Genomic DNA, 24,541 nt, shown 5'->3' on the forward strand with positions numbered 1-24,541 from the left:
CTTCTTTATCTTCTCCGAAATTTCTGTAAGAAGAGCAATGATTTTCTTATCATTCGCCAATTTGCGTTTAAAGCTTTTATCTAAGCTGATTAAACCCATAACAACAATAAACATAAAGAAAATTAATAAAAATGCAATATCCAAAACCTCCTCAATAATTCCTTTTTCAGTAAGTTAGCAGCGGACAACATCTAACCTCCGACATTCGCCCATATGGTAATAAAGGCAGCCGAACAAAGGAGGTTGTACCATGGCAGATAGCTTTGTCACGCAATCCTTGGAAGAGATCCGTTTCTGGTCACGCATCATGAAGGAGCATTCCTTATTCCTTAAGCTTGGATTTCGCTGCGAAGATACGCAGCTCATCCAGGAAGCGAACGGATTCTACTCGGTATTCGAACAGATTGAGGCCAAAGCGAACGCACTTCCTCTCACGACAGACCCTCAGCTAATCAGAGCGTTTAACACAGAGGTATGTACGGCTGCATCTCATATTTGGGTATACAAGCGCAAAATATTAGGGCTAATTCTTACATGCAAACTCCCAGGCGGCAACAACTTCCCACTCTTAGTGGACCATGTAAGCCGAGAAGCGAATTATTTTCGAAACCGTCTTCATGAATTAAACGAGGGTCAGCTGGAGCCGCTGCCGGATGCCATTATTGACGAGAACGTATTTTTTCTCAAGATTATGGCTGATCACGCCAAGTTTATTGGACATTTGCTGGATCCGTCTGAGCGGAAGCTGGTTGATCAAGCGAGAGATTTCAGCCATGATTTCGATCAGCTGCTGTTTCAAGCCCAGGATCTCAGCTCGATGCGACCGCAGTCTCAAACGACGCCGCTCTTAACGCAGTTTCTGGATCAGAACCGGGTTTCGGTTGCCAGTCTGCGGGATTTCAAGAAAGCGGCTCGCGATCTCATTGAGGCTTGCCGGATCAAGAGCATTATCCACCCTCTCCTTGCTGATCACGTGTATCGCGAGGCGGAGCGGTTCTTGCATCTCATCGACCTCTTCGAGCAGAGGCTAGCCGGAGCACCGGCGAACTAAGCTTCATAATGTGAGATATCGCCATGAAGCTCGATATGATACCCATTCTTTGTTGTAACCACTTTATTCAACGAAGTAGGATGAATATGCGGCAGCGACCACAGTTGCTCCAGCGGTTCACCTTTGAAATACGCCATGATCGTTTTCAATGTAACGGCATGCGTAACGATCAGAATCGTTCCGCCCTGATGCGCAGCTTCTATTGCTTTTACTTTCGGAATGACTCTTTCCTGCAATTGCTCGAATGATTCGCCGCCATTGCGTGGCCGATACCGATGCGGAGTATTCCAGAAGGCTATATGTTCCTCCGGAAACGTTTGCTCAATCTCCGTAAATTTCTGTCCTTCCCAAGTGCCTAAATAAATTTCCTTCAACTCTTCGCAGGGGATCAACTCTATGCTGCGATTGCCTCTAATAGTCTCAGCAGTACGTCGCGCTCTAGGACTTATACTCGTATAGATCGCATCGAAAGGAACGCCCTGCAATGAAATTCCTAACCAACCGGCTTGTCGCACGCCTAACTCCGTGAGGTCGGAATCCATATGCCCTTGCAGTCTACCTTCAACATTCCATTTGGTTTCGCCGTGTCTTGTCAGATAAATCGTTGTTTGCAATGCAATTACCCCACTTTCGCTCAACTATTAATAATGGGATTTCGAGACACAAGCTAGTAATTCCTTTATTATCCCAGAGCACCTTAATATGAGAACCGCTCCCATAAAGCTGCCGAAATCATTATTCCGGCTGTTCTGAGCGTGTTATTAGTTTTCCGGAACTGCATTAGAGCAAACTAATAACCTGTAACGGTTGTGACAGGGCTTATTTACCCTAAAAAGCCCCTTTTTTTATTCTAACGGTTGCCACCGAGCTTATTGGGTCATTTTCCAATAGAAATCGACTAAATGGCAGCGAATAACGCGGCTCACAACCGTTAGAATTATTAAAGTTGCCCATTCCATGAATAGCCACGCTGGCAACCGTTAAAGTTTATTCAGATAAACGAAGAACGGAATTCAACCAAACATTCGCTCAAGAACAGCGCGGCTGTGCAGCTCAAACAAACCGAATGCAAAAAGAAACCCAACGTTATAAAACGTTGGGTTTCTTCCGCGACAGCTCATGATAGACTTCGATGCCGCTAACCGAGCAGCTCTTTCTTCTTGTTGCGCACCATAGTCGTTCGCTCCGGCTTACCGGCAGGGTTACTGCTCAATAACATCGCACGCCCCACTGTCATGGCAATGCCAAGCAGTACAAGCCCCATCATGGCGCTGAATCCATACTGTTCCATCCATGCCGGCATGGTTTTCAGCTGATGATAGATTTCACCGCCCAGAATGGGTCCGATAAACCCCGTGAAACCGGTCAGCATCGCGTAAACCGCCACATAGATAGTACGCTCTGCGCTCGGCGAATCTTCGATGGTGAAATTAAACGTCAGCTGGGTAAAGCCGCCTGTCCCAATTCCTAACAGCACATGTACGATAACCAGCACCGGTATCGCAGGCAACCACGCAATGCCTCCCCATAACATGCAGGAAGCCGCAATAATCGGAAGCGTCCACATCAGCGTTTTCTTCGTGCCGTACTTCGCATTCAAATTTCCCCATACATAATAGCTGATCATCATGACAATCATCTGAACCGTTGTGATGATCGAAACCCACTGAATACTCACTTTAATGACGTCGAGCATGGCATAGGAGAATAACGGAACGGCTACATTTTGGATAAAAATCCACGCAGCCAGAAACAAAGTTGCACGCATGAAGGAACGATCCTGAAGCGGTTTAAGCAGCAGCTTCAGCTTCTGCGATTCCTTCGATTTCTCGAATGGGATGTTCGGATAACGGAACAAGTGGTACCCGTTCCACACCATACAAACCGCTGCCAAGGAATAAAGGATGATAAACCCTTTTTCCTGCGAATAGCGCTCCAACAACTGCCCGCCGAACAATACGGCTGCTGCAGCAAGTCCGCCTACGATTGTATTTCGAATGCCCATATAACGTCCTCGAACCTTTGCGGGAACCATATCCCCGATCAGCGACGCCCATATGACACCGGAAATATTAGAGCATAGGTAAGAAAGAAAATACAGGATAATAAACGTATACACCCAGTAACTCTGAGGAAGCACAAACGGAATAAGTCCGGTCATCACCCACAACAATCGGTACATAACACCATACCCAAACACATATGCTCTGCGATTATCAATGTTATGCGTGACGATCGCGGTGAAGATTTGAGCTAAGTTGGCAAAGGCCGGAATGGCGAGCGCAACTCCGATCTGCGCGGCCGATGCGCCTAAGTGCAGCATGTAACCGGTCAGGAATGGACCCCCGATCAAGCCGGCCAGCAGAACACCCGAAATGCCTTCGCTGGTAATGATCTTTAAATACTTGCGTTGCTCTGAATCTTTGCGGTTACGAAAAAAAGGCAATTTCCAAGTCATATGTCGTCCCTCTGCTGAAGTCATTTCTATTTAGGTTAAACGATTCACCAGCTTTTGTATAGCTAATTTCGAGCGATTGGAAAATAAAAAGAATCCGCGGCGATTCGCGGATTCTCATGCATACTTCTACCTGAACTTATATCAATCTCTCGCTTACGCCTTCGAACGTAATCTGCACGGGCTCTATGCTGCCATCCTCGGCGAAATGCATCCGGTCGATACAGAGAACACGATGATTGCGATCTGTTTCGGTCAACGGTCTGCGGTGATACACGATATACCATTCGTCGGCACCCGGAACCTCGATGATGCCGTGATGACCTGCGCTGGTGGCGATTTCCGCATTTTGCTGCAAGATTTTGCCGACGCGTTCGAATGGACCCATAGGCGATGGCGAGACGGCATACGCGACGGAATAATCCGGCTCTCCCCAGCCGCCTTCGGCCCACATGAAATAATAAAGGCCGTTACGCTTAATCATGCAAGGCCCTTCCACGAAGTGATCCGGCGTTATTTCTACGAAAGTGGTGCCATCCTCGAAGGAATCCAAACTCACCATATCTTCATTCAGCTTCACGACATTGCAATGTCCCCAGCCGCCGTAATAGAGATAAGCAGTCCCATCATCATCGATGAATACATGCGGATCAATTGGTTGAGCTCCATAATAGAACTTATCGATCAGCGGCTTGCCGATCGCGTCACGGAAGGGGCCTTCCGGCCGGTCAGAAACGGCTACCCCGATGCCGCCAAGCTCGTCGTTGCTCTGAATATCATTTGCTGCAAAATACAGATAGTACTTGCCATCCCGCTCAATCGGCGATGGAGCCCATAGCGCGCGTCTTCCCCAAGAAATGCTGCTCATTTCCAGGATATTCGTCACCTTTGTCCACTCTACCAAATCAGACGAATGAAAAGCATCCAAATGCAGCTGTTCATCGTACGGCGCTGAATAGGTCGGATAAATCCAATAGCTGCCTTCAAATATTCTGGCTTCCGGATCCGCATACCAGCCCGGCACGATCGGATTACCGGATAATTTCTTGCCTTCATTTGCAGATGTGCTTCCTGTAGTCATTAGAATAAGTCCCTCCATAATCCTTTAATAACGATAGAGATGCGTAGCGTCTTGCTCGCGAATCCAGACCTGCATATAGCCGGGTTCTCTGTTATCCCATGCATAATAAGGGATGAACCGAAGCGGTGTTGCTCCTGCCTCTCTGCCGCTTACAGTCAGCACCGTGATGCCGCCTAGCAGTTCGGGCTCGTGATCAATGTAGATCGAATCCCTATCGGTAATCGCACTCTCGTCAAATGCTAGATTGGAATTGTCTACTTCTTCCATACAGTATACAATCGGCCCTCGTTGCAAGGCAACACGGCCGCGGTTGGCTTCGACGTCGTATCTGGCACGCACCAGTTCAACCGGCATGTCCAGCACTAGCTCGATGACCTCTCCTGCAGTCCATCTCCGGTTAACCTCCAAATAGCCTCGAACAGGCAGCGCAGACACTTTCTCCCCACCGATACGCAAACTATAGCCTCTACACCAGTCAGGTAAGCGAAGACGAATAACGAACTCCTCTTCTCGCTCCGGTTCCACCGTAATCGCAATGGACCCTTGCCACGGATAATTCGTCGTTTGTTGGAGCCTCACTTGCTGCCCCTCGCCATATGTGACAACCGCATCGCCGCTCATATATTGATTCACTGCAATTCCGTCATTTGTGCTCGCATACGTATACTGTCCGATAGAAGGCAGGAAACGAACAAGGTTCGTCGGACAACAGGACGTATGGAACCACTCCACCCGATGATGCTCTCCTTTGGAAGCTAACGGATTCACATAGAAAAATTTATCGCCGGAGAGCGATATCCCGGACAATCCGCCGTTATACAGTTCTCTTTCTACCAGATCCGCATATTTGGCGTCGCCGAATAGTAGATTCATGCGATTATTCCAGAATGCCATCGCAATAGCCGCACAGGTTTCGCAATAGGCTGATTCATTCGGGAGATCATAATCATGCGTAAATCCTTCATTATGCACCGAAGGTCCGATGCCTCCGGTTAGGTACAAGTTGCGCTCCACGGTATGCGACCAAACCCGGTGCAGCGCGCCTACATAAGCAGGATCGCCCGAAGCATGGACGACATCTGCCATCGCCGTATACAAATACATGGCACGAACGGCATGTCCGGTCACCTTCTCGATATCGCGTACAGGAACATCGTCTTGGCAGTATGCAGGTCCCCAATCCGGCTTGTCCCAGATTGCCCCGACCCCATGTCCATGTCCCCGCTCTTCCAATAACCATAATGCAAGCTTCCAGTATCGTTCTTCTTGCGTAACGCGGTATAACTTCACGAGGGCGAGCTCAATTTCTTCATGCCCCTCTACCCAATGCCGTTTACCGGGACCAAATAAGCTATCGTAATGATCCGCCATACGGCAAGCAACATCAAGCAGCACGCGTTTACCTGTCGATTCGTAATACGCGACAGCGGCTTCGATCAGATGCCCGCCGTTATACATTTCGTGCTTCTCCATATCGGACCATTTGCGCTCTGAAGTTCGCAATGTATAGTAGGTCGTTAAATAACCATCCGGCTCTTGAGCAGCATGAATGAGATCAATGATACGATCAAGCTCGGCTTCCAAGGCAGGGTCTCGCTCCAGCATTAAGGCGTAAGCCGCCCCTTCAATCACTTTATATAAGTCAGAATCGTTGTAATACATGCCCTCGTGTTCGCCTTCCATCAGGCCGCCTGCTTTGGCGAAATTAGAGATGCGACCTGTAGCTTCACATTGATCCAAGCAGGTCCGAACAGTCACGTTCTTCAAGACTTCCAATCGGGGACGCCAAAAGGCATCCTTAATCTCTACGCTTGTAAAAGGAACACTCTTCCATCTAGGCAATGGCGTTACGACAGCTGTCACTCGATTCATCCTCTCTATCATTCAACCATAGTTTGTAAAATACTGTATCAATGCCTCCCTATTGTAGCCGAGAATTTCCGTATACCGCAATACCGCACGTAAGCGTTATCAAATTTTCGAACATGCCCATGCACGCACTGAAGGCCGCTGACTGCAGTAGTCAGCGGCCTTCACGAACGAACTATTGTTTCTGCTGTCACGACTGCGTTCACCATAAACGAAACTCTAACGAATCACAGAGGCCTCTTATTGGGACCAATTCACGCCATTTAAAATTCTAACGAATCCCACATTCCTTATTGGGTGTGAAAATGCCCATTCGCGTTCCTCTAAATAAGGGTCGGCTCACAGCAGATTAATAGCCATGATACCGATGACCCGGCGATGCCGGCGGCAGCAATCGTCTCCGCTGCGCTTCAGGCAGCGAATCCATGAAGCTCTGGTCGCGATTATGCTCGCTCCATGAAATCATCTCCGGTGCAAACTTATACAGCAGCGACCTGCGTTCATGCTCTGCTTTCCAAGCAAATGTTCCGTGCGTAAGCGCTTCCGTAAAAATCAGAACGTCGCCCGCTTTCTGAGGAACATGCACCGTTGGCCCAATATCCGAATAATCCAGATATTCCTTAGGTGTACGGTAATTGGATTTATGACTTCCCGGGATGCAGCTGAATCCACCGTCATCCTCGCCAATATCCGTCAATGCATAGGAAACAACGGTAAGACCGCTAAACATTTGGTTGTTGCGGAACGTGTAATATTGACCGGGATCGTATGGCGTTGCTCCGCCATGGAGTCCAAGCTGAGGTGCGCCAATACGATGAATAATGGCATATTCGTGATCGAGTCTGTAATTCTCGCCTAAGATTTCATTCAAATGCGGATTGAGCTTGGAATCATCAATCAATGCGCGGAAATCCTCGCCCCATTGCAGGATCGAATCTTCCGGCTGCGAGATTCGGTCATATACGATTCGGTTCATCCGCTCAAGCTGCTCGGCAGATAGTACATTCTCCACGACCAAATATCCCTGTAGATCAAATAAATAGCGTTCCTTATCGTTCACTATGTATCGCCTCCAACATGCAAGATTAGCCCCTCTGAAATCCGATCATAAACCTGCAATGCGGTTTTGTAAAGATAAAGGTCATGCTCTGCTTACGTAACCGTCCGGATGACGTTCGAGTACGGCCGGGTCATACATGGGCACAATAACAGCGGCTTCTTTACGGATTCGGGCATACGCATCCTGACACTCTTCTAAATTTTCCAATATCCCAAGCGGATGATTCTTCTCCACATTATCATAGTAGAACATGCAATCGGAGAAGATGACCGTCCCTGCATGCGTCTGAACATTAACAGCCATCGACGAACGATGATGCGTACCGGCGTACCAAATATGCAGTCCGGGCAGCAGCGTCTCCTCATCCTCCAACAGACGGACTCTCCCTTCCCGCCAGGCATCCACAACGAGATGAGTCAGAATGCGACTCGGTATCGCCATGTCACGTCTGGGATCCGGATGCTTAGGTGCGTGGAAATCGATCCAGCCTCGCTTAGACAAGCAAATAGACGCATTTGGAAATAAATCAACATTCCCGATAGCATACGCCTGGAGAGGCGTAACCACGACATAATCGACTTCCTCCGGCGAAATGCCCATCGCACGAAGCACGTTCAGCGTTTGCTGCTCCTCGGTCACCGTCATCCTCGCCCGTTCGTCCTTGAAAAATTCAAGCCATGATGCATTCATCGTCGGGACAAAATCGAGCGGCGGTCCGGAGTTGATTAGGATGGTTTTGCCGCCTCCGCGGATAACGCCCATCAGCGTAATGAGCGGCAGCCAACGATCGAACGCGCTCATCCAGAACACTTCCGGCCCCGGCACTTGCCCGAAGGACGCCACTTGCTTCACTTGAACCTCATACTGGATCGTCACTGCGATTGCCTCCATTCGGATTGGATTTACCAAATCGGTACAGGTCTCACACCGTTAAATACGTTTTCATTTAGCGCATAACCAAATCCCGGCTCATCCGTCAGCGTAATATATCCATCAACCGGAATCGGCTCCCCTTTCAAGATCAATTCCCCGCCTTGAGCGAACACATCAACGAATTCGGCCATCGGACTCGTAACCGTCGACATGACAAAATGATAGCTTGGTGCGCCGATACCGTGCGGAATAATCGCGATATCGTGCACCGATGCCAGCGCTGCAATCTTCTTCAGCTCGGATATGCCGCCGGCACGGTAAATATCCGGTTGAATGATATCAACGGCTTGCTTCTCTATCAGTTCCTTGAAGCCAAAACGTGTATATTCATGTTCACCGCCGGTAATCATGCACTGCACCTTGTCGCGAATGCGAAGGTAGCTGTCCACCATATCCGGAAGTACCGGCTCTTCGATCCATTTAATCTTGTAATCGCGCAATCTGCGTTCCATCTCAAGCGTATAGGGTACATTCCATGCCATGTAGCAGTCCAACATCACATTGCCATTAGGTCCCACCATGTCTCTGGCTTGACGAACGATGTCTTCGTTCTTGCGCATTCCCTCTTCGCCATCAGCCGGCCCATATGGCATGGCGATCTTGATGTCCGCGAAGCCCTGCGATTGTTTGTGGCGAACGGGATCGATCCCCGTTACATAGGCTTTGATCCGATCCTTGGTTTGCCCGCCTATGAGTCGATACACGGGAAGATTGGTCGCTTTGCCCATAATGTCCCACAATGCCAGATCGATCCCGCTCATCGCTTCAATTGCAAGACCGCGTCTGCCATACATCTGCGATGCACGGTACATTTGCTCCCAGATCAGCTCCACATCAAATGGATTGCGATTAAGAACGAAGGTCTTTAAGTGATTCGCGATGACACTGGCAGAAGCTGCTTTTCCTCCGCCAACGAAACCATAGCCTTTAATCCCTTCATCCGTTGAGATTTCTACCAGCACGGATGCCATTTCTCCAAACCAGCTGGATCTGCGCGTTTTGTACTCCGCATACCCTGACATCGGATTCGCGATGACGGAGTCGGTCAAGAACGAATTCGCCATCGGGACAACAATTGTTTTCACATCGGTCACTTTCATGCGATCAGCCTCCTGAAAGTAGTGGGGAAACCTTTAACGGATTCCATCGAAATCGATATGCTTCAACAGGTTCGCTTCCAAAATACCCGTTACGATGTCAACGCCTTGCTCGATATGCTTGAGAAGCAATGTCTTCGTTAAACGAGGAGTACCGTCTTTGATCGATTGGTAGATGGCGCGGTGTACTTTGGTTAACTCATTCATCTGTGCTTGATCGATCTGCTCGTTCGTAATTTCTTGCAAGGTGAGGATAGTTTGGATCATCGTAGTCCAAATGCGGATGAGCGGGCGGTTGCCCGAGGCTTCGACAAGCTTACGGTGGAATAGGGTATCGAGCTGAATGTAACTTCCGTGATAGTCCGTGCAGCTTTCCATATATTGCAGCAGCTTCTCGCATTCAGCGGCGTGCTGAAAGGAAAATGCTCCTTTCTTATGCAGCGATTGAATCGCCTTCCACTCCAGGTCGAAGCGAAGCTCATACAGATTGGACAAATCGGCCGGAGTAAATCCGGTAACGATGGTTCTTCCCGTTGCGAGCGTTTCGAGCAATCCCTCCCCTTCCAAAGTTTTGATCGCTTCACGTACGGGACTTCTACTGACGCCTAGCATATCTGCTATTTGCGCTTCGCCAAAATGAGCGTCAGCTCGCAGTTTTCCCGACAAAATGGCTTTGCGAATTTGCTGTGTAACCTTCTGTTGCAGATTTTGTTTGACCGCACCGGGAGGATTCATCGCGCCAGCCTCTCCTTCTTCGCCTTGAATTATTCACCTTCATTCTAGCTGTACGGCGATGGAGCGTCAACCATTTTGTATACAAAATCATCATTTTTGTATACCTCTATTGCTTCATTAAAGACAAAAAAAGAGCCAAGTTATTGGCTCTTCCAATCGGAGTTGATTCAGAGGGTATCGATTAGGTTCCGCAATACGTCCGATAAGGCTGTGACGATATCGCGGGCACTGCACAATAATCAGCATTCTCGGCTGTTTGCTCGAACGGATTCGTAATCGCTGCCAGCAATTGCTCCATTACACTGTAATCGCCTTGATTAACAGCTGCATCCAACGCTTCCTCGACGCGGTGGTTGCGCGGTATAATCACCGGATTTCTGCTCCTCATAATCTGCGTCGATTCTTCCTTGATTATCGGCTGCCGCCCAAGTCTGGCTTGCCATTTCTCAAGCCACTCCGTAAATCCCTCCGTATCATACATAGCGATCTCTTCCGGCTTATCCTCTGTCAAGGCTCGGAACGTGTTCGTATGATCCGCCCGATGCATATGCATCATGGTCAATAACTCTTCGATAAGCGCATCGTCCTCCGGCTCTTCGTTGACGATTCCCAGCTTGGCTCTCATCCCGGACAACCAATGCGAGTGGAATAACGACGGAAATTCTGCGATAGCATCCTCTGCCAGAATGACGGCTTCGGCTTCGGTTTCATGCAGAATCGGGAGCAATGTTTCTGCGAAACGAGCCAGATTCCATGCCGCAATCTTCGGCTGGTTCCCATAGGCATAGCGCCCCTGTGAATCGATCGAGCTGAATACCGTCGACGGGTCGTACGCATCCATGAATGCACAAGGGCCATAATCGATGGTTTCTCCGCTTAATGCCATGTTGTCCGTGTTCATAACGCCGTGAATGAAGCCAACGAGCTGCCATTTGGCGATAAGCTCCGCTTGCTTCGAGATAACGGCTTTCAACAATGCAAGATAACGGTTATCGCCTTCAGCTTCCGCGGCTTCCGGGTAATGACGCTCAAGCGTATAATCCGCCAGTGCACATAAATCGTCAAGCGTGCACCAATTCGCTGCGTATTGGAAGGTGCCGACGCGAATATGACTCGCAGCCGCGCGGGTTAGAACGGCTCCGGGAAGCTCCGTTTCGCGGTACACCGGTTCGCCCGTTGTAACGACTGCCAAGCTGCGCGTAGACGGAATACCGAGCGCATGCATGGCTTCACTAATAATGTATTCGCGCAGCATCGGACCAAGCGCCGCCCGTCCATCCCCTCGGCGGGAATACGGCGTTCTGCCCGGTCCTTTCAATTGAATATCGACACGATCGCCCGAAGGGGTGATTTGTTCGCCGAGCAGAATAGCCCGCCCGTCACCGAGCATCGTGAAATGCCCGAACTGATGACCGGCATAGGCTTGCGCCAGCGGCATTGCGCCTTCCGGAATCTCGTTGCCGCCAAATACGGCGATACTGTCAGATGCTTGCAGCGCTTCAACGTTCAGTCCAAGCGATGCCGCCAGCCGCTTATTCAGAATAACCAACTCCGGATCATGTACCTGGGTTGGACTATGCCGCTTAAAGAAAGACTCCGGCAAATTAGCATAGCTATTGTCAAAGTTCCATCCCACTTGCGGTGTTACTGTAGGTTCATTCATCTTATTTCCTCCATCTTAAGTTCGCCATCGAACCAACGATACTTATCTTCTATAATTACTTACCCTTAATTGTACGCAAAGATCTGACAGCATCAGCAATCTGTTCCAGCGCTTGCTCCAGAACGGCTCTCGGACAAGCTATATTCATCCGCATATACCCTTCACCTTCGAGTCCGAACTGGGACCCTGAACTAAGAACAACATTCGCTAAATCCGAAAACAGTTCATCCAGTTCCTTAACCGATAAGTGAAGCGCGCGACAGTCGAGCCAGACCAGATAAGTACCTTCTGATTCATTCACGCGGATCTCCGGAAGATGCTCTTCTGCATAACGAACCAGAAACCTCGCATTGCCCTGCAAGTAATGAAGCAATTGATTCAGCCATTCTTCACCATACCGATAAGCGGTCTCTAATGCAACCAGGCCCAACGTATTAGGTGACGAGATGCCCCGGGCATTCAGCTCTTGATTGAACTTCTCCCGCAGCGCCGGATTCGAAATAATAACGCTTGAGGCATGGAAGCTCAGTATATTGAATGTTTTGCTCGGCGATATACAAGTGAACGAATGATCCGCGAATGACTCCGATAACGAAGCGTAAGGAATATGCGAATGTCCGTCGTAAACCAAATCGCAGTGAATCTCGTCCGCAACAACAAGAATTTGATGCTTCCTACAAATATTCCCCAAACGAACCAATTCCTCTCGCTCCCACACCCGACCTACCGGGTTGTGCGGACTGCAGAGAATGAGCATTTTCACATGGCTGTCTATTTTCGCTTCCAAGTCCTCATAATCCATTTCATACCGGCCATTATGAAACTTCAGCGGATTATAGACCACTTCACGACCTTGCGCCTCAACCATACGGGCAAAATTGTAAACCGGAGATTGCACGACAATCTTATCTCCCGCTTCAGTAAAGGTACTCATAATCAACGATAGAGCTGCGATCACATCCGGACTATGCGCAACCCACTCTCCGGCCACTGTCCACTGATGCCTGTTCTTCATCCACGAAACAATCGACTCCAGATACGAATCCGAACGGAACGAGTATCCGAATACCCCATGTTCCACCCGCTCCTTGAGCGCAGCAATTACTTCCGGCGGCGAAGCGAAATCCATATCCGCCACCCACATCGGGATGATTTCTTGGTGATCGGAAGCCCTTTTGACCGCATCCCACTTCAAGCTGGATTTGCCCCTGCGCGCTATCACCTGATCGAAATCGTAATTCATCAGTTTCCCCTCCAATCGAATTACGGACGTCTTCACCGAAATTTAACAATCATATGTAAACATTTACGCATCAAGACGTTGAGAATTGTCGCATTTCGTCAAGTCTTGTAATTATTACGCAAGCCGCTATACTTTATAAAATGATCCCATCTGGAAATCTATTAGAAAGGAAGCGAATCCTGTATGTCAAAAACGATTCAACTATCGTTAGTTATTCCCGGTATTTTACTGTTCGTTCTTCTCTTCGCCATGTTCCCTGCCGTGCTTGTGCCAGACCGCTTGGACAGTTCGCTTCAATTCCACTGGGCGAAAGGTTTCTCCAGCATTCACAGCTATATTGACGGACTTTGGAGCGGATACTCCTTTCAATACTTTTCCGGCAAAACGGAATTATCGTTCTGGGAGCAGATCGGCAGCAGCTTCTCCGTTACCTTCACGTACATGATTATCGGAGCTGTGGTGGGCATGACGCTCGGCATTATTCTTGGCGTTTATTTTGCAGTCTCGCGCGCAGTTTGGCTGAAACGCATCTTGGAGTTAACGAGTGTATTCCCGGATTTCATCATCGTGCTCCTGCTTCAATTTCTAATCGTATTTATCGCTTCCGAAACCGGACTCGTCATCTTCCAAGTGGCAAGCTTCTCCACGGATGATCCGGCGGTCGCACTTCCCTTAATATCTACGATCATTATACCAGCCATTTATATGATCCGAAATGTCGCTTTGCATATGAGCCATACGTTAACCGAAGATTACATCAACTTTGCAAAGGCACGCGGCCTTGGGAAAACCTACATCGTGTTCTATCATGCCCTGCCGAATGTGCTTCCGTTCGTCAAAGCCGATCTGCACAAGTTCATGGGTATCTTATTCGGCAATCTATTCATCTTTGAATATCTATACAATTTAAATGGCGTTACGCTGCTTGTTTTCTCTAATGCGTTTGCTTATGAGGGCTACCAATACAGTCTTGTCGTGAACGGAATTCTCACGCTGCTGCTGCTGTATGCCGTCATCTATGCGCTGTTGAAAGTAGTCGTATTCGGCTGGGAGAAGGTGTTTGTACGATGAATAAAACATTGCTGGCCGGTCTGATCATCACCTTGATGATGATTGCCGCATCGCTATTCGGGCACTATTTTGCGCCTCATGATCTTAACGATCAATTCGAAACCGATTATGTCGTCGATGCGGATGGACACAGCACCCTTTCTGTGCCCCCTGCTCCGCCAAACGATAATTTCCTATTCGGAACCGATAAAGACGGCTACGATATGATGGCGAAATTGCTTGCGGGCTCGCAATATACGATCTTCGGATCGCTTGCAGTGGCCATAGCGCGCGTATTCATCGGCGGGTTGATCGGTCTGTTCCTCGGCTACGTCGGGAAAGAGAGGAAACCCGGCTCGAAGCCGTTTCCGCTCTGGAATGTACTCAATGGGATTCCGATCTTCATTATCGTATGGATGATCATGATCGGCATTTCCATGAATCCGGCCACATCTCCCTTTTATATGGCGTTAATCATTGCCATTGTCTTAACCATCGTTGGCATTCCGTCCGTTGCTTCGACTATGAAAGAGAAAACGATGATCGTGAGAGAACGCCAATTCGTGCTGTCGGCCAAGTCGATCGGCGCCGGACACACGACGATAATCCGTTCTCACATCTTTCCGCATATGAAAGAAAGCTTCGTCATCTTGTTTGTACAAGAAGTCGTCCTCATTCTGGGATTGTTCGGGCAATTGGCGATCTTCAATATTTTCGTAGGCGGTACGACTCAATATTTTGATCCGATTCAATACGTGAGCCGCACGAATGAATGGAGCGGTCTGATCGGTCAGGCCAGAAACAATCTGTTTATTTACCAATGGATTCTGTTCATTCCGCTTGCGCTCTACATCATTTATATTCTGGGCTTCCATCTCATCTCCGTCGGCTTGGAGAAGCTGTATCGCAAGAAATTCGCGAAGTTCTCGCATATCTAAACGAAATAAACCAAGGCTGCCATACCGGCAGCCTTGGTTTTCGTTATTACCAATCTTAACACGCTTGCAGGAATCGACAGTCATGCGAGGAACTACTACAAATGTTAAAACTCTTAAGCCGTTCATGAAGGAAGGTACATCATGCCGATCAATCTCACTTACTTCGTCTTTTTCTACGTATTCTTCTACATGGCCAATGCCGTGTATGGTACATTTATTCCGCTTTACTTTCAGCACATCGGGTTCACGCAATCGCAGATTGGCACCTTGCTCGGGCTCGGTCCGCTGGTAGCGATCCTTGCTCAGCCGATTTGGGGATTATTCAGTGACCGAGCCCGGACGAAGAACAGTATCCTGCTCTTCCTTATCGTGGGTACCGGCCTTACCGTACTGCTCTATCCGCTATCCAATCATTTCGTATTTTTACTAATATTTATCTGTATCTTTACGTTCTTTCAATCTCCGATATTCGCGTTAACCGATGCGGTTACGTTAGAGACGCTGGATAAACGCGGCAAGGGTAACTTCAGCCTGATCCGAATGGGCGGAACGTTCGGTTTCGCAGCAATGTCGATCATATTTGGACTCATCGCAGAGAAACGAATCGATTGGCTGTTTGGCGTCTATGCGATTATTCTTGCCTGTTGTTTCTTACTGGCGCTGCGGTTCCCGAAGATCGAAGGCCATCAAGCTCGAAATCGCAAAATGCCGCTTTGGGTCCTCTTCCGGAATCGGAAATTAATGCTATACCTAAGTGCCAACTTTGTTTTTCAAATTACGCTTGGCTACTATTATGCGTTCTTCCCGCTATACTTCAAGGAAATGGGCGGCGACAGCGCTTGGCTAGGCTGGTCGATGGTCATCTCTTCCTTAAGCGAAGTGCCCTTCCTGCTCATGTCTAAACAGATCTTCCAGCGTGTTCGAACCTCGCACATCTTGCTCGGGGCCGGAGTAGCAGCAGCTCTTCGGTGGTATCTGTTCTCGGCGATTCACGACCCTGTCTGGCTATTGCCGACTCAGGCGCTGCATGGATTGATCTTTATCGTATTGTCCGTCACGATGGCGAATGTCATCAATAAGGAAGTGCCGAATGAGCTCAAAGCGAGCGGTCAAACGCTTAACGGACTATTAACGCTTGGCGTTGCCCGTATTATCGGCAGCTTAGCAGGCGGCATCGCGAGCGAAGCGGTAGGCATGCGTAAGATGTTTCTATACAATTTTATGCTTACCTTCGTATGTATCGTTGTTTTTGCGATTGTGTTCTGGGTTCAGCGAAACAATGAAACAACGAAAGTCATGGGCAGCCGTACGGTATTCAAAGATTAGCTCAATTGCCCTTTATGAATGACGCCAAACATTCCGGTCATGCCTTCATGGTTCTGGAATCCGTATTTGGTGTAAAACGATTCTTTGCCTTGTGCCGCAAACAAGCCGACAAACGCTTTCTCAGGTGCGTGGTCTTCCACGTATTGTTTGATCGTTTCCATGATCAGCCTGCCGATTCCTCGGTTCTGATGGCTGGGCAGCACCACAATATCTTGAATATAGAAATAAATATGGCCATCTCCGACCACTCTTCCCATGCCGATGGGTTGACCTTGATCCTCGATGACTACGCCAAATAAGGAACGGCTTAATGATTCTTCCGCTACATCGAAGTTCATGTAGTCGTTCCACCCCACGCCTTGGCAGAGCTGCTTGTATTCAGCCAGCGTCGGTATTCTTCTTACTACGGTAATTGCGGTGTTCATGCGTATATCCTCCGGAATCTTTTATCTCAGCTGTAACAAGGACATGACCTTCTTCTTCAAATCCGGAAATGTAAATGGCTTCGTAATGTAACCATCGGCTCCCAATGTTATGGCTGTCTTCATATTATGATGGCTTTCATTGCCGGATACCATCAGAAATTTCGTTCGCTTCGAAACATTCCCCTCTTGCCCCACTCTCCGAAGCATAGACAACCCATCCAGATTCGGCATATTGAAATCCAAGATACATAAATCAATCTCTTCTTTGGTCAACTGCTCATAGGCATCGAGGCCATTCGTTGCTTCCAGCACTTGCTCGGAGCAGCCCTTCACCACTTCCACGATCATTCGTCTTAGCACGCGATCATCTTCCACGACCAGAATCTTCTTCGCAACCGAATTTCGAAGAGACGATTTAACGACGCGGTTTCTCCCGGTACGCTTCGCTTTATAGAGCGCAAAGTCAGCATGGCGGGTCCAGACAGCAATGCTGCACTGCGGTCTCCACTGCACAACGCCAGCTGAGAACGTAATAAAGGTATTCCGCCGATTATCGGCAAAGATCGGATGTTCACGGACATGCGTCAGTATCGATTCTACTAAGCTAACTGCTTCGGTATCGCGCGTGCCGGGCATTATGAGCATGAATTCTTCTCCGCCCCATCTGGCGACCATATCTGATTTGCGCAGCTTGCTTATCAGAAGATTGCTGAAGCTCTGCAGCACCATATCGCCAATTTGATGCCCGAAATTATCATTTATCGCTTTGAAATAATCGATATCCAGGATGACCATAGAAATCGGCGAAGGATAACGATTGACCCGCGAGAGCTCAAGCTGCATTTGTTTATCCATGTACCGCCGATTGAAGAGTCCTGTAAGCGGATCGTGAAAAGCCATGAAGTTGAATTCTTGGTTGCGCTCAATCAATCTTCGAACACGTGCGCACAGCTCATCATAATGAAACGGTTTGACTACATAATCATCCGCTCCCATTTGAAAACAACGTACCTTATCCCGAATATCATCGCGACCGGATAATACGATCATGGGTATCCACCGGATCATCATATCTTCTTTAAGGATTTCGAAGATTTCGTAGCCGCTCTTAGGATACATCATTAAGTCGAGCGTTATAAGCTGATAGTGGTGGACGCGCAGCAATGTAATCGCATCCTCTACGTTAGAAGCTTCATCGACCTGATACCCATCCAAGAAGAGTCTTCGCGCCAAGTAAGTACGCAAAATATGATCATCTTCAATGATTAATATGCGCTTGTCCAGCTGCATTTCGATGTCTGGGTTTCGATGATGCGGTTGGACATTGCTTGATTTGATACCGTTTGTACCGCTCTCCAACTCTTGTTCCAGTGCCGGAAGAAGCTTCACCAACTCTTGGGAGCTTTGCTTGAATTGTAGCCGCAGGCTCACACGCGCATTAGGCTCCTCTGCTTCCTCTTGCGTCCATTCCCACTCGCTGATCATCTGAGCGGCCATGCTGCCGATTCTGTCGAAACCTAATATAGGCGCGCTGCCTTTGATCGAATGCACGATCCGATAGATTTGTCTGGCTATCTCGAAGGAAATCATGTCCTTCTCGATTTTGGCCAGCTCCCTTAATTCAGACAACCGTTCGCGCAGCTCACTTAGATAGTGCTCCTGATTCTCAACTAATACTTCATCCGAACCGGTGTAGAGAAGCTCTGAGTTGTAATTTAGCATTCGAATGACACTCCTTCATTGAGAAAAGTATTAGATGTTTGGCTTCGTATGTAATTCGAGGGTATGCTCCAAATAGCTGGACAAAGAAGCAAGTGCATTTCCAATCTCGGCATTCAGAATGCTTTCGGCATATCTCGCTGCAGGTACCATGGAGAGTTGTGCAGCTACCAGCTTGGCTCCCGGATGCTCCTTCGCAAGGTGGAGGAGGCCCGAAGCAACCTCGCCAATGTATTCTTTTGTTTTGCCCTGCATGATCAGCTCGAAAGTGTTTGGAATTAATCTCGATTCCGCCTGAGCGAGTATTCCCTTGCTCCCCGTATAATGGCGGAACTGACTCATTGTCCCCTCGATCGTGTTCGGATTGGTGAATACGAATACGATAGGCTTGTCCTGCTTCGAGAGCTCCTGAAATAACGGTTCGTCTATTTTGATTATCGGGATCGGTAAACGCTCAAACTCTTCCCGCATGATGGAAGTAAAATAGGTGCATGTAATTAAGATTGCATCCACATGACAGCTTGAAATCCACTCGATCGTATCGCGTACTTTCTTCTCAGCCAGCTGCCCGGTGAAATGGGCATCGTTCTTGATGCGATCCAGCCCCGGATCAACGAAATGCACCAGCTCCACGGCATAAGGCTCAAGTGCATGCTCGATATGAGCAATGTTGGAATAGTGTGCATGAAAACATCCGATTTTTTTCAGAGTTCTCTCCTCCTGCCATCGTAATTTATCGATTTAATTACCGAAGATTATTCGGGTTCTTGTTCCTTAGGAATGTAGTTCATATCAGTATAAAGGGAATTTCGTTATTTTTACCAATACATCTCTTATGATAAGAACAAAGTATTAAAAATGTTTTGGCTTACATGTTTGATTTCTGTTTGTTTTTGGTATTTGTAAGGCAGCAAAAGCCGCGTTGCCGCGGCTCCGGAACGCTGCTATTATTTGCCATTGGTTCTGATCAACTTCATGATGCCGCGATAGATTTGCGGATTCGGATGTTTTCGGAAAATATGAGGATCCGGCGAAGTATTCACTTCAAGCACCCATGGATTCAACGTTTGATCTAGCGCGACATCCAGCCCGATCATACGAACGCCGGGAAACGATCGCCCCATGACTTGCCCCGCGACAACACCCAGTTTCGACAGAAGTTCCAGCTTAGGCTGCACCTTCCCGGTGTGAGGATGGAGCAGTTTCTCAGCCGTTAAGATTTGACCGCCGCTGTGATAGTTCGTTACGATTTTGTGTTTAGCCGCCACTCTGCCGATAATCCCGGTGGTGATCCACCTCTTACCGGGTGTGAGCTGCGCCATGACGCGAATATCGAATCTTCTTCCGTTATGCTTTAATAGATGGATCCCCTTCTGGACGAGATAACGCCCCCTCTTCTTAGCCGCGGTTATGCCTTTATATAAGGAGTCGAACTCCTTGTAGGTTTTGACGGTGTTGCCGAGTTGATAGCGATAACCCTGATCCAGCTTTTCCACGCGCATAACGCCATTTCCATGCATACCAAACTCAGGTTTTACATAAACCATGCGATATTTAAGCAATTGCTTTCTAAGCGATAGCTTCGTCATTCGAGAGGTTTCAGGCACATACTGAGCGAGAAAAGGCTGTTTGCGAATGGCAACGGTTTTGGTCCATTTGCTTCCTACGTATCGAGACATATTCATCCCCTTAGATGGTTTAATTGATGTAGTACACCCTATTCAAGCTCGATGAGGAAGGCTTGGGTGTTTCTACAGTCAGGCTCCTTCCAATAATTTAGAATAGGTATTCTTGTTCCGATTGATTACGATAGAGAGATGTTACGTTCGCCACTCTATTACAATTGGAAAGTGAGTTAATAGCAATGAATCCTAGTAGTAGGACCATCCTCACGAGAGTGATGGTTGCAAGTATAGGTTTACTCTGTCTGATGTGCAGCACCATTTATGTTCCAATATCATCTGCTGAGCACGCGCCTCGTGCACCTTACGACGATATTAAATTCAACTTTGCCAGAGAATCGATTCTGAATATGACGCAACTCGGCATTATGAACGGAACCGCCGAGCGGCGATTCGAGCCCTATAAAGCGATTACGCGAGCTGAATTTATGACCTTGGTCGACCGTCTGTTTGGAATCAAGCCCGTAGTAAGCGAAATCCCGGCTTTCAAGGATGTGCTCAAATCTGCTTGGTATTACCAATGGGTGCAGCCTGCCGTTCAGCTGGGTATCGCGCAAGGAAACGCAAGCCAATTCTTCGAACCGTCCCGCCCGGTGTCCCGTGAAGAAGCGGCAGTCATTATGAATCGCGCCTTAAATCAAACGGAAAGCTCCGTGATTCCGGCAATATACGACGATCAGAATCAGCTAAGCAGTTGGGCGCTTCCTGCCGTCAGTCATTTGTCCGAATTACAGTTGTTAACCGGCAATGAAGGCAAGTTTCGTCCGAAGGAATCCATTACCAGGCAAGAAGCCGCCGTACTGATGAACCGCGTATGGGCGTACGGGGATTGGGCTAAACAACTTACAGCCACTCCTCCTTCGAAGATTCAACTGGGGTGGCAATACGGTCAGACAACGCAGCAATTCGAACGTCAAGTCGCACAATCGACTGTAAATACGTTGTCGCCGCGTTGGTTCTTTCTCGGGAAGAACGGCGCGTTTGAAGATCAAATGGATGCGAGCTTGCTTACCTGGACACATGAGCATGGCAAGAAGCTGTGGGCGATGGTTGGCAATCATTCCGACCAAGCAGCAACACATACGATGCTGACGGACCTGACTCAGCGACAGGCATTTATCAAGCAATTGGCGGATCGTGTACAACGGTTCCATATCGATGGTTTAAATATCGACTTCGAGAACATGATGCCGCAGGACCGTGACGCATTCACTGCTTTCGTTCAAGCATTACGACTGGCAACGAAGGCGACAATCTCAGTGAACGTCTCTCCTGATTTCGGGTACGACTGGACGGAAGTGTTCGATTATAGAGCACTTGGCGAGCTTGCTGATTACGTCCTTCTCATGGGCTATGATGAGCATTGGGGCGGAGCGCCGGAAGCCGGATCCGTCTCTTCCCTGCCTTGGCTGAAAGCCGGCATAGAAGCTTTATTAGAGAAGGTGCCGGCGCATAAAGTCATACTTGCGCTGCCACTATATACGCGAGTATGGAAATCGGACATGAATGGAGGCGGAGTCCAATCCGAGGACATCACACTCACTTCTCAAAATAGCCTAGTATTATCCGGTCACGCTTCCATTACGTGGGATGCGCGGCTCGGCCAATATTTTGCCGCCTATACGGAACCGCATAACGGAATCATCCTAAACCGAATATGGATGGAAGACGGACGTTCACTCTCCGCCAAAATCGGCTTAGGCGAATCGCATTCCGTTGCCGGATACGGATACTGGTATATGGGCGGTGAGAGCCGCGATAGTTGGACCAGCGTGCAGAATTCACTGCGGTATCATTCGTATTCCTTCTCCTAATCTATCACCATTTCTCGCTGTTATTCATTTAATAGAGTAACGCCGGAAAAGAAGTAGGTGATATTTATGGCTCGTATTAAAGCTACTCAACAGCCTGACTTAATTCTTATCAGTTGGTCGAGAAACCCCTTGGTAAGCGGCTCCCCACGTAGAATTCTCGCTTCTCGTGTAATCGGCTCTGCTTATCCTTGCCGTGCGAACCTGCAAGAGGGTGCGTTGCTGATAAATGCCTTAAATTGCTTATTGGACAACGACATCGGCTTCAAAATCGTGTTTCGCAAAAGCACGTCGAGTATCAGCGGTTATTTAGTTTTGCAACGCTTCAGCTAATGAATCGAACAAGCCTGCAGGAGGACAACCGGCAGGCTTGTTTGTTTGGTAATTACCAGGCGAGATCATACGAGACGGACGCGATTCGACGTGATTTGCAGCAGGATTATGGAATAATAGAACTACATAGGTATGCTGAAAGGAGAAGCATATGGCAAAGAGCAAAGTTCAACAGCTGGCCGAGAACATGATTGCTGATCCCCATGCACGGCCGCGAATGGTCGAATGGTTTAATCCGAAACAATTAGTCGTCACAGGTATGAAGACTGTCCTGTCGACCATCTTCGGACTTTATTCGGATTTTCGGTTAATTGAGGCGTTCAACCAGAAGGAAGAGCAATTGAATGACTACTCCAAGCAATTTTTACAGCTTGATTCGGGGAACTATAAAGTGGATCAAGATGGCTTCTACCTGACGGATCCTAATCAGCCTCGTGATGAGATATGGATTGATTACATCAGTGATTTGGGCGATGGGTTCGATTCCACTTATTCCGTCGCTTATTACGCCACTCGACCGGAGCTCTCGCTGGTTGATCCGCAAACGGGCACAACGGTTACGACCAAACGCGGCGATGTGCTTATCTTCGGCGGCGATCAGGTCTATCCGACTGCAAACCGTGATGAATACATGAACAGGCTGATTGCACCTTATTATCTCGCTCAAGGCTACACGGCAGATCCGCATCCGCAGGTATTCGCTGTTCCGGGAAACCATGACTGGTATGACGGCCTGATTTCATTCTCGCGGATATTCACTTCGCGCAAATGGTTTAATGGCTGGCAAGCGCCGCAGCTGAAGAGTTATTTTGCCTTGAAGCTTCCTCATGGCTGGTGGCTTCTTGGGACCGATGTTCAGCTGAACTCGGACATCGATGGGCAGCAAGTACAATATTTCGAGCATATCGCTGCGCAAATGCAGAGCGGTGACCGGGTCATTTTATGTAACGCTGAACCCTACTGGGTGTCCGCGCACAAGTATGGGAAGTTCGATCCGATATACAACGAGAACAATCTGACTTTCCTTGAAAATATGCTGAACAAAAACAATGTCGACATCCAAATCTTCATCGCCGGCGATCTTCATCATTACCGCAGATTCGAATTTATCCCTACTCTAGCCGACGGCTCCGCGGATCATAGCCGCAAAGTCGAGAAAATTACGGCGGGCGGCGGCGGGGCTTTCCTTCATCCTACCCATGATCTCAAGGATCAAGCGATCTATGCGCACAAGAATGAAGATGAGAAGCCAATCGAATTTAAACGAAAGAAGGACTTCCCGGATGTCGCTTCATCAAGGCGGCTCACCTGGGGCAACCTGCTCTTCGTTTGGAAGAACCAGATGTTCGGTATCGTCACGGCTATCCTCTACTTGTTGGCATGCAACTCCGTATTGTCCGTCACCACAGCACCGCCTGCTTCGGCTACCTACTCGGAACTCGTGTCATCCTCTCTCCATAAGATTGCGCAAACACCGAGTGCGTTTATTTGGATGATCGTCATCATCGGAGGATTCTGGCTGTTTACGGATACGCATTCTCGCTTGTACAAATGGATCGCCGGTTGTTTGCACGGCTTAACCCATGTTGCCGCTGCCTTCTTCATCGGCTGTGCAGCCGTATATCTGGTCCGTACGGAATTTCATTTTCATTGGGGGCTCGGTGCATTGGCAGTAACCGGACTGCTTATTGCATATGGGGGATGGATCATTGGATCGGTTATAATGGGTCTGTATTTGCTCTTATCATTGAATGGTTTCGGCCGTCACAGCGGAGAAGCGTTCTCGGCGATGCAAATCGACAATTGGAAAAATTTCATCCGTATCCATATTGATAAAGATGGGAGCTTAACCATCTACCCTATAGGGATGGAGCAGGTCGTGAAGAAGTGGAAACGTGCTCCGAACTTGGATCATGGGCCATTGTTAGAGCCTGATCTGCCTCCAACTAAGACATCCAAAGCAGAACCGATCATGATTGAAACCCCGATTCGAATTCCGGCGAAAACGTAAGGTGAACTGAATAAAGGCGGCAGCGGATACAGATAATCTGTTCACGCTGCCGTCTTTTT

At 48.5% G+C, this 24,541-nt stretch carries 20 protein-coding genes; 6 read left to right on the forward strand and 14 right to left on the reverse strand.

Annotation, left to right across the window (positions count from 1 at the left end):
* Window positions 1-250: 250 nt before the first annotated feature.
* Window positions 251-1,051 (forward strand): DUF2935 domain-containing protein, encoded by an 801-nt coding sequence (locus tag BM412_RS10470; protein WP_091217253.1) that lies wholly within the window; start codon window positions 251-253, stop codon window positions 1,049-1,051.
* On the opposite strand, the gene BM412_RS10475 is transcribed toward BM412_RS10470, so the two are convergent.
* From BM412_RS10475 to BM412_RS10520, 10 genes are all read right to left on the reverse strand, one after another.
* Window positions 1,048-1,665, reverse strand: coding sequence for a histidine phosphatase family protein (locus BM412_RS10475; protein WP_091217254.1), 618 nt, complete (start codon window positions 1,663-1,665; stop codon window positions 1,048-1,050). The two genes, BM412_RS10470 and BM412_RS10475, sit on opposite strands and share 4 nt — an antisense overlap.
* 524 nt (window positions 1,666-2,189) lie before the next feature.
* A complete protein-coding gene (locus BM412_RS10480) occupies window positions 2,190-3,509 on the reverse strand; it encodes an MFS transporter (protein ID WP_177245758.1) in 1,320 nt (439 codons plus the stop codon).
* 136 nt (window positions 3,510-3,645) lie between these two features.
* Entirely contained in the window at window positions 3,646-4,587 is a 942-nt protein-coding gene (locus BM412_RS10485) for a glycoside hydrolase family 43 protein (protein ID WP_091217259.1), read from the reverse strand.
* Between the two features lie 24 nt (window positions 4,588-4,611).
* Window positions 4,612-6,471, reverse strand: a complete 1,860-nt coding sequence (locus BM412_RS10490) for a glycoside hydrolase family 127 protein (protein ID WP_371264756.1) — start codon at window positions 6,469-6,471, stop codon at window positions 4,612-4,614.
* A gap of 334 nt (window positions 6,472-6,805) precedes the next feature.
* Window positions 6,806-7,516, reverse strand: coding sequence for a phytanoyl-CoA dioxygenase family protein (locus tag BM412_RS10495; RefSeq protein ID WP_177245759.1), 711 nt, complete (start codon window positions 7,514-7,516; stop codon window positions 6,806-6,808).
* Between the two features lie 81 nt (window positions 7,517-7,597).
* Entirely contained in the window at window positions 7,598-8,425 is an 828-nt protein-coding gene (locus BM412_RS10500) for an MBL fold metallo-hydrolase (protein ID WP_177245760.1), read from the reverse strand.
* Window positions 8,419-9,549 carry an enolase C-terminal domain-like protein gene (locus tag BM412_RS10505; protein ID WP_091217267.1) on the reverse strand — a complete coding sequence of 377 codons (1,131 nt, stop codon included), beginning with the start codon at window positions 9,547-9,549 and terminating at the stop codon, window positions 8,419-8,421. Before BM412_RS10505 ends, BM412_RS10500 begins: the two co-directional genes overlap by 7 nt.
* A gap of 33 nt (window positions 9,550-9,582) precedes the next feature.
* Window positions 9,583-10,281 (reverse strand): GntR family transcriptional regulator, encoded by a 699-nt coding sequence (locus BM412_RS10510; RefSeq protein WP_091217270.1) that lies wholly within the window; start codon window positions 10,279-10,281, stop codon window positions 9,583-9,585.
* 181 nt (window positions 10,282-10,462) lie between these two features.
* On the reverse strand, window positions 10,463-11,944 hold the full coding sequence (locus tag BM412_RS10515; protein WP_091217272.1) for a protein adenylyltransferase SelO: 1,482 nt from the start codon (window positions 11,942-11,944) through the stop codon (window positions 10,463-10,465).
* 55 nt (window positions 11,945-11,999) lie between these two features.
* Entirely contained in the window at window positions 12,000-13,187 is a 1,188-nt protein-coding gene (locus tag BM412_RS10520) for a MalY/PatB family protein (RefSeq protein WP_091217275.1), read from the reverse strand.
* 183 nt (window positions 13,188-13,370) lie between these two features.
* Between BM412_RS10520 and BM412_RS10525 the strand changes: the two genes are divergently transcribed.
* From BM412_RS10525 to BM412_RS10535, 3 genes are all read left to right on the forward strand, one after another.
* Window positions 13,371-14,258 (forward strand): ABC transporter permease subunit, encoded by an 888-nt coding sequence (locus BM412_RS10525; protein ID WP_091217278.1) that lies wholly within the window; start codon window positions 13,371-13,373, stop codon window positions 14,256-14,258.
* A complete protein-coding gene (locus BM412_RS10530) occupies window positions 14,255-15,175 on the forward strand; it encodes an ABC transporter permease (protein ID WP_091217281.1) in 921 nt (306 codons plus the stop codon). Before BM412_RS10525 ends, BM412_RS10530 begins: the two co-directional genes overlap by 4 nt.
* Before the next feature lie 141 nt (window positions 15,176-15,316).
* The gene (locus BM412_RS10535; protein ID WP_091217284.1) at window positions 15,317-16,501 is read left to right on the forward strand and encodes an MFS transporter; all 1,185 of its coding nucleotides are present in this window, start codon (window positions 15,317-15,319) and stop codon (window positions 16,499-16,501) included.
* Here BM412_RS10535 and BM412_RS10540 read toward each other — a convergent pair.
* The 4 genes from BM412_RS10540 to BM412_RS10555 form a co-directional block, all read right to left on the reverse strand.
* Window positions 16,498-16,926 carry a GNAT family N-acetyltransferase gene (locus BM412_RS10540; protein WP_091217286.1) on the reverse strand — a complete coding sequence of 143 codons (429 nt, stop codon included), beginning with the start codon at window positions 16,924-16,926 and terminating at the stop codon, window positions 16,498-16,500. The genes BM412_RS10535 and BM412_RS10540 overlap by 4 nt on opposite strands.
* A gap of 21 nt (window positions 16,927-16,947) precedes the next feature.
* A complete protein-coding gene (locus BM412_RS10545) occupies window positions 16,948-18,648 on the reverse strand; it encodes a diguanylate cyclase (protein WP_091217289.1) in 1,701 nt (566 codons plus the stop codon).
* Window positions 18,649-18,678: 30 nt separating this feature from the next.
* Window positions 18,679-19,278 (reverse strand): hypothetical protein, encoded by a 600-nt coding sequence (locus tag BM412_RS10550; protein WP_256256233.1) that lies wholly within the window; start codon window positions 19,276-19,278, stop codon window positions 18,679-18,681.
* A gap of 314 nt (window positions 19,279-19,592) precedes the next feature.
* Window positions 19,593-20,324, reverse strand: coding sequence for a YheC/YheD family protein (locus tag BM412_RS10555; RefSeq protein WP_256256234.1), 732 nt, complete (start codon window positions 20,322-20,324; stop codon window positions 19,593-19,595).
* Between the two features lie 251 nt (window positions 20,325-20,575).
* Here BM412_RS10555 and BM412_RS10560 point away from each other — a divergent pair, with 251 nt between their 5' ends.
* Window positions 20,576-22,141 (forward strand): S-layer homology domain-containing protein, encoded by a 1,566-nt coding sequence (locus tag BM412_RS10560; RefSeq protein WP_256256364.1) that lies wholly within the window; start codon window positions 20,576-20,578, stop codon window positions 22,139-22,141.
* A gap of 481 nt (window positions 22,142-22,622) precedes the next feature.
* Complete coding sequence (locus BM412_RS10570; protein WP_091217301.1) at window positions 22,623-24,482, forward strand: metallophosphoesterase; 1,860 nt, start codon at window positions 22,623-22,625, stop codon at window positions 24,480-24,482.
* Window positions 24,483-24,541 lie beyond the last annotated feature (59 nt).

Source organism: Paenibacillus sp. BC26 (genome assembly GCF_900116125.1).
GTDB lineage: Bacteria > Bacillota > Bacilli > Paenibacillales > Paenibacillaceae > Paenibacillus_Z > Paenibacillus_Z lignilyticus.

Coding starts and splice junctions, on each gene's coding strand:
- BM412_RS10560 (WP_256256364.1), top strand. CDS start 20,576: ATGTGCAGCACCATTTATGTTCCAATATCATCTGCTGAGCACGCGCCT.
- BM412_RS10490 (WP_371264756.1), bottom strand. CDS start 6,471: ATGATAGAGAGGATGAATCGAGTGACAGCTGTCGTAACGCCATTGCCT.
- BM412_RS10530 (WP_091217281.1), top strand. CDS start 14,255: ATGAATAAAACATTGCTGGCCGGTCTGATCATCACCTTGATGATGATT.
- BM412_RS10525 (WP_091217278.1), top strand. CDS start 13,371: ATGTCAAAAACGATTCAACTATCGTTAGTTATTCCCGGTATTTTACTG.
- BM412_RS10570 (WP_091217301.1), top strand. CDS start 22,623: ATGGCAAAGAGCAAAGTTCAACAGCTGGCCGAGAACATGATTGCTGAT.
- BM412_RS10545 (WP_091217289.1), bottom strand. CDS start 18,648: ATGCTAAATTACAACTCAGAGCTTCTCTACACCGGTTCGGATGAAGTA.
- BM412_RS10515 (WP_091217272.1), bottom strand. CDS start 11,944: ATGAATGAACCTACAGTAACACCGCAAGTGGGATGGAACTTTGACAAT.
- BM412_RS10470 (WP_091217253.1), top strand. CDS start 251: ATGGCAGATAGCTTTGTCACGCAATCCTTGGAAGAGATCCGTTTCTGG.
- BM412_RS10535 (WP_091217284.1), top strand. CDS start 15,317: ATGCCGATCAATCTCACTTACTTCGTCTTTTTCTACGTATTCTTCTAC.
- BM412_RS10520 (WP_091217275.1), bottom strand. CDS start 13,187: ATGAATTACGATTTCGATCAGGTGATAGCGCGCAGGGGCAAATCCAGC.
- BM412_RS10505 (WP_091217267.1), bottom strand. CDS start 9,549: ATGAAAGTGACCGATGTGAAAACAATTGTTGTCCCGATGGCGAATTCG.
- BM412_RS10485 (WP_091217259.1), bottom strand. CDS start 4,587: ATGACTACAGGAAGCACATCTGCAAATGAAGGCAAGAAATTATCCGGT.
- BM412_RS10555 (WP_256256234.1), bottom strand. CDS start 20,324: ATGTCTCGATACGTAGGAAGCAAATGGACCAAAACCGTTGCCATTCGC.
- BM412_RS10510 (WP_091217270.1), bottom strand. CDS start 10,281: ATGAATCCTCCCGGTGCGGTCAAACAAAATCTGCAACAGAAGGTTACA.
- BM412_RS10540 (WP_091217286.1), bottom strand. CDS start 16,926: ATGAACACCGCAATTACCGTAGTAAGAAGAATACCGACGCTGGCTGAA.
- BM412_RS10480 (WP_177245758.1), bottom strand. CDS start 3,509: ATGACTTGGAAATTGCCTTTTTTTCGTAACCGCAAAGATTCAGAGCAA.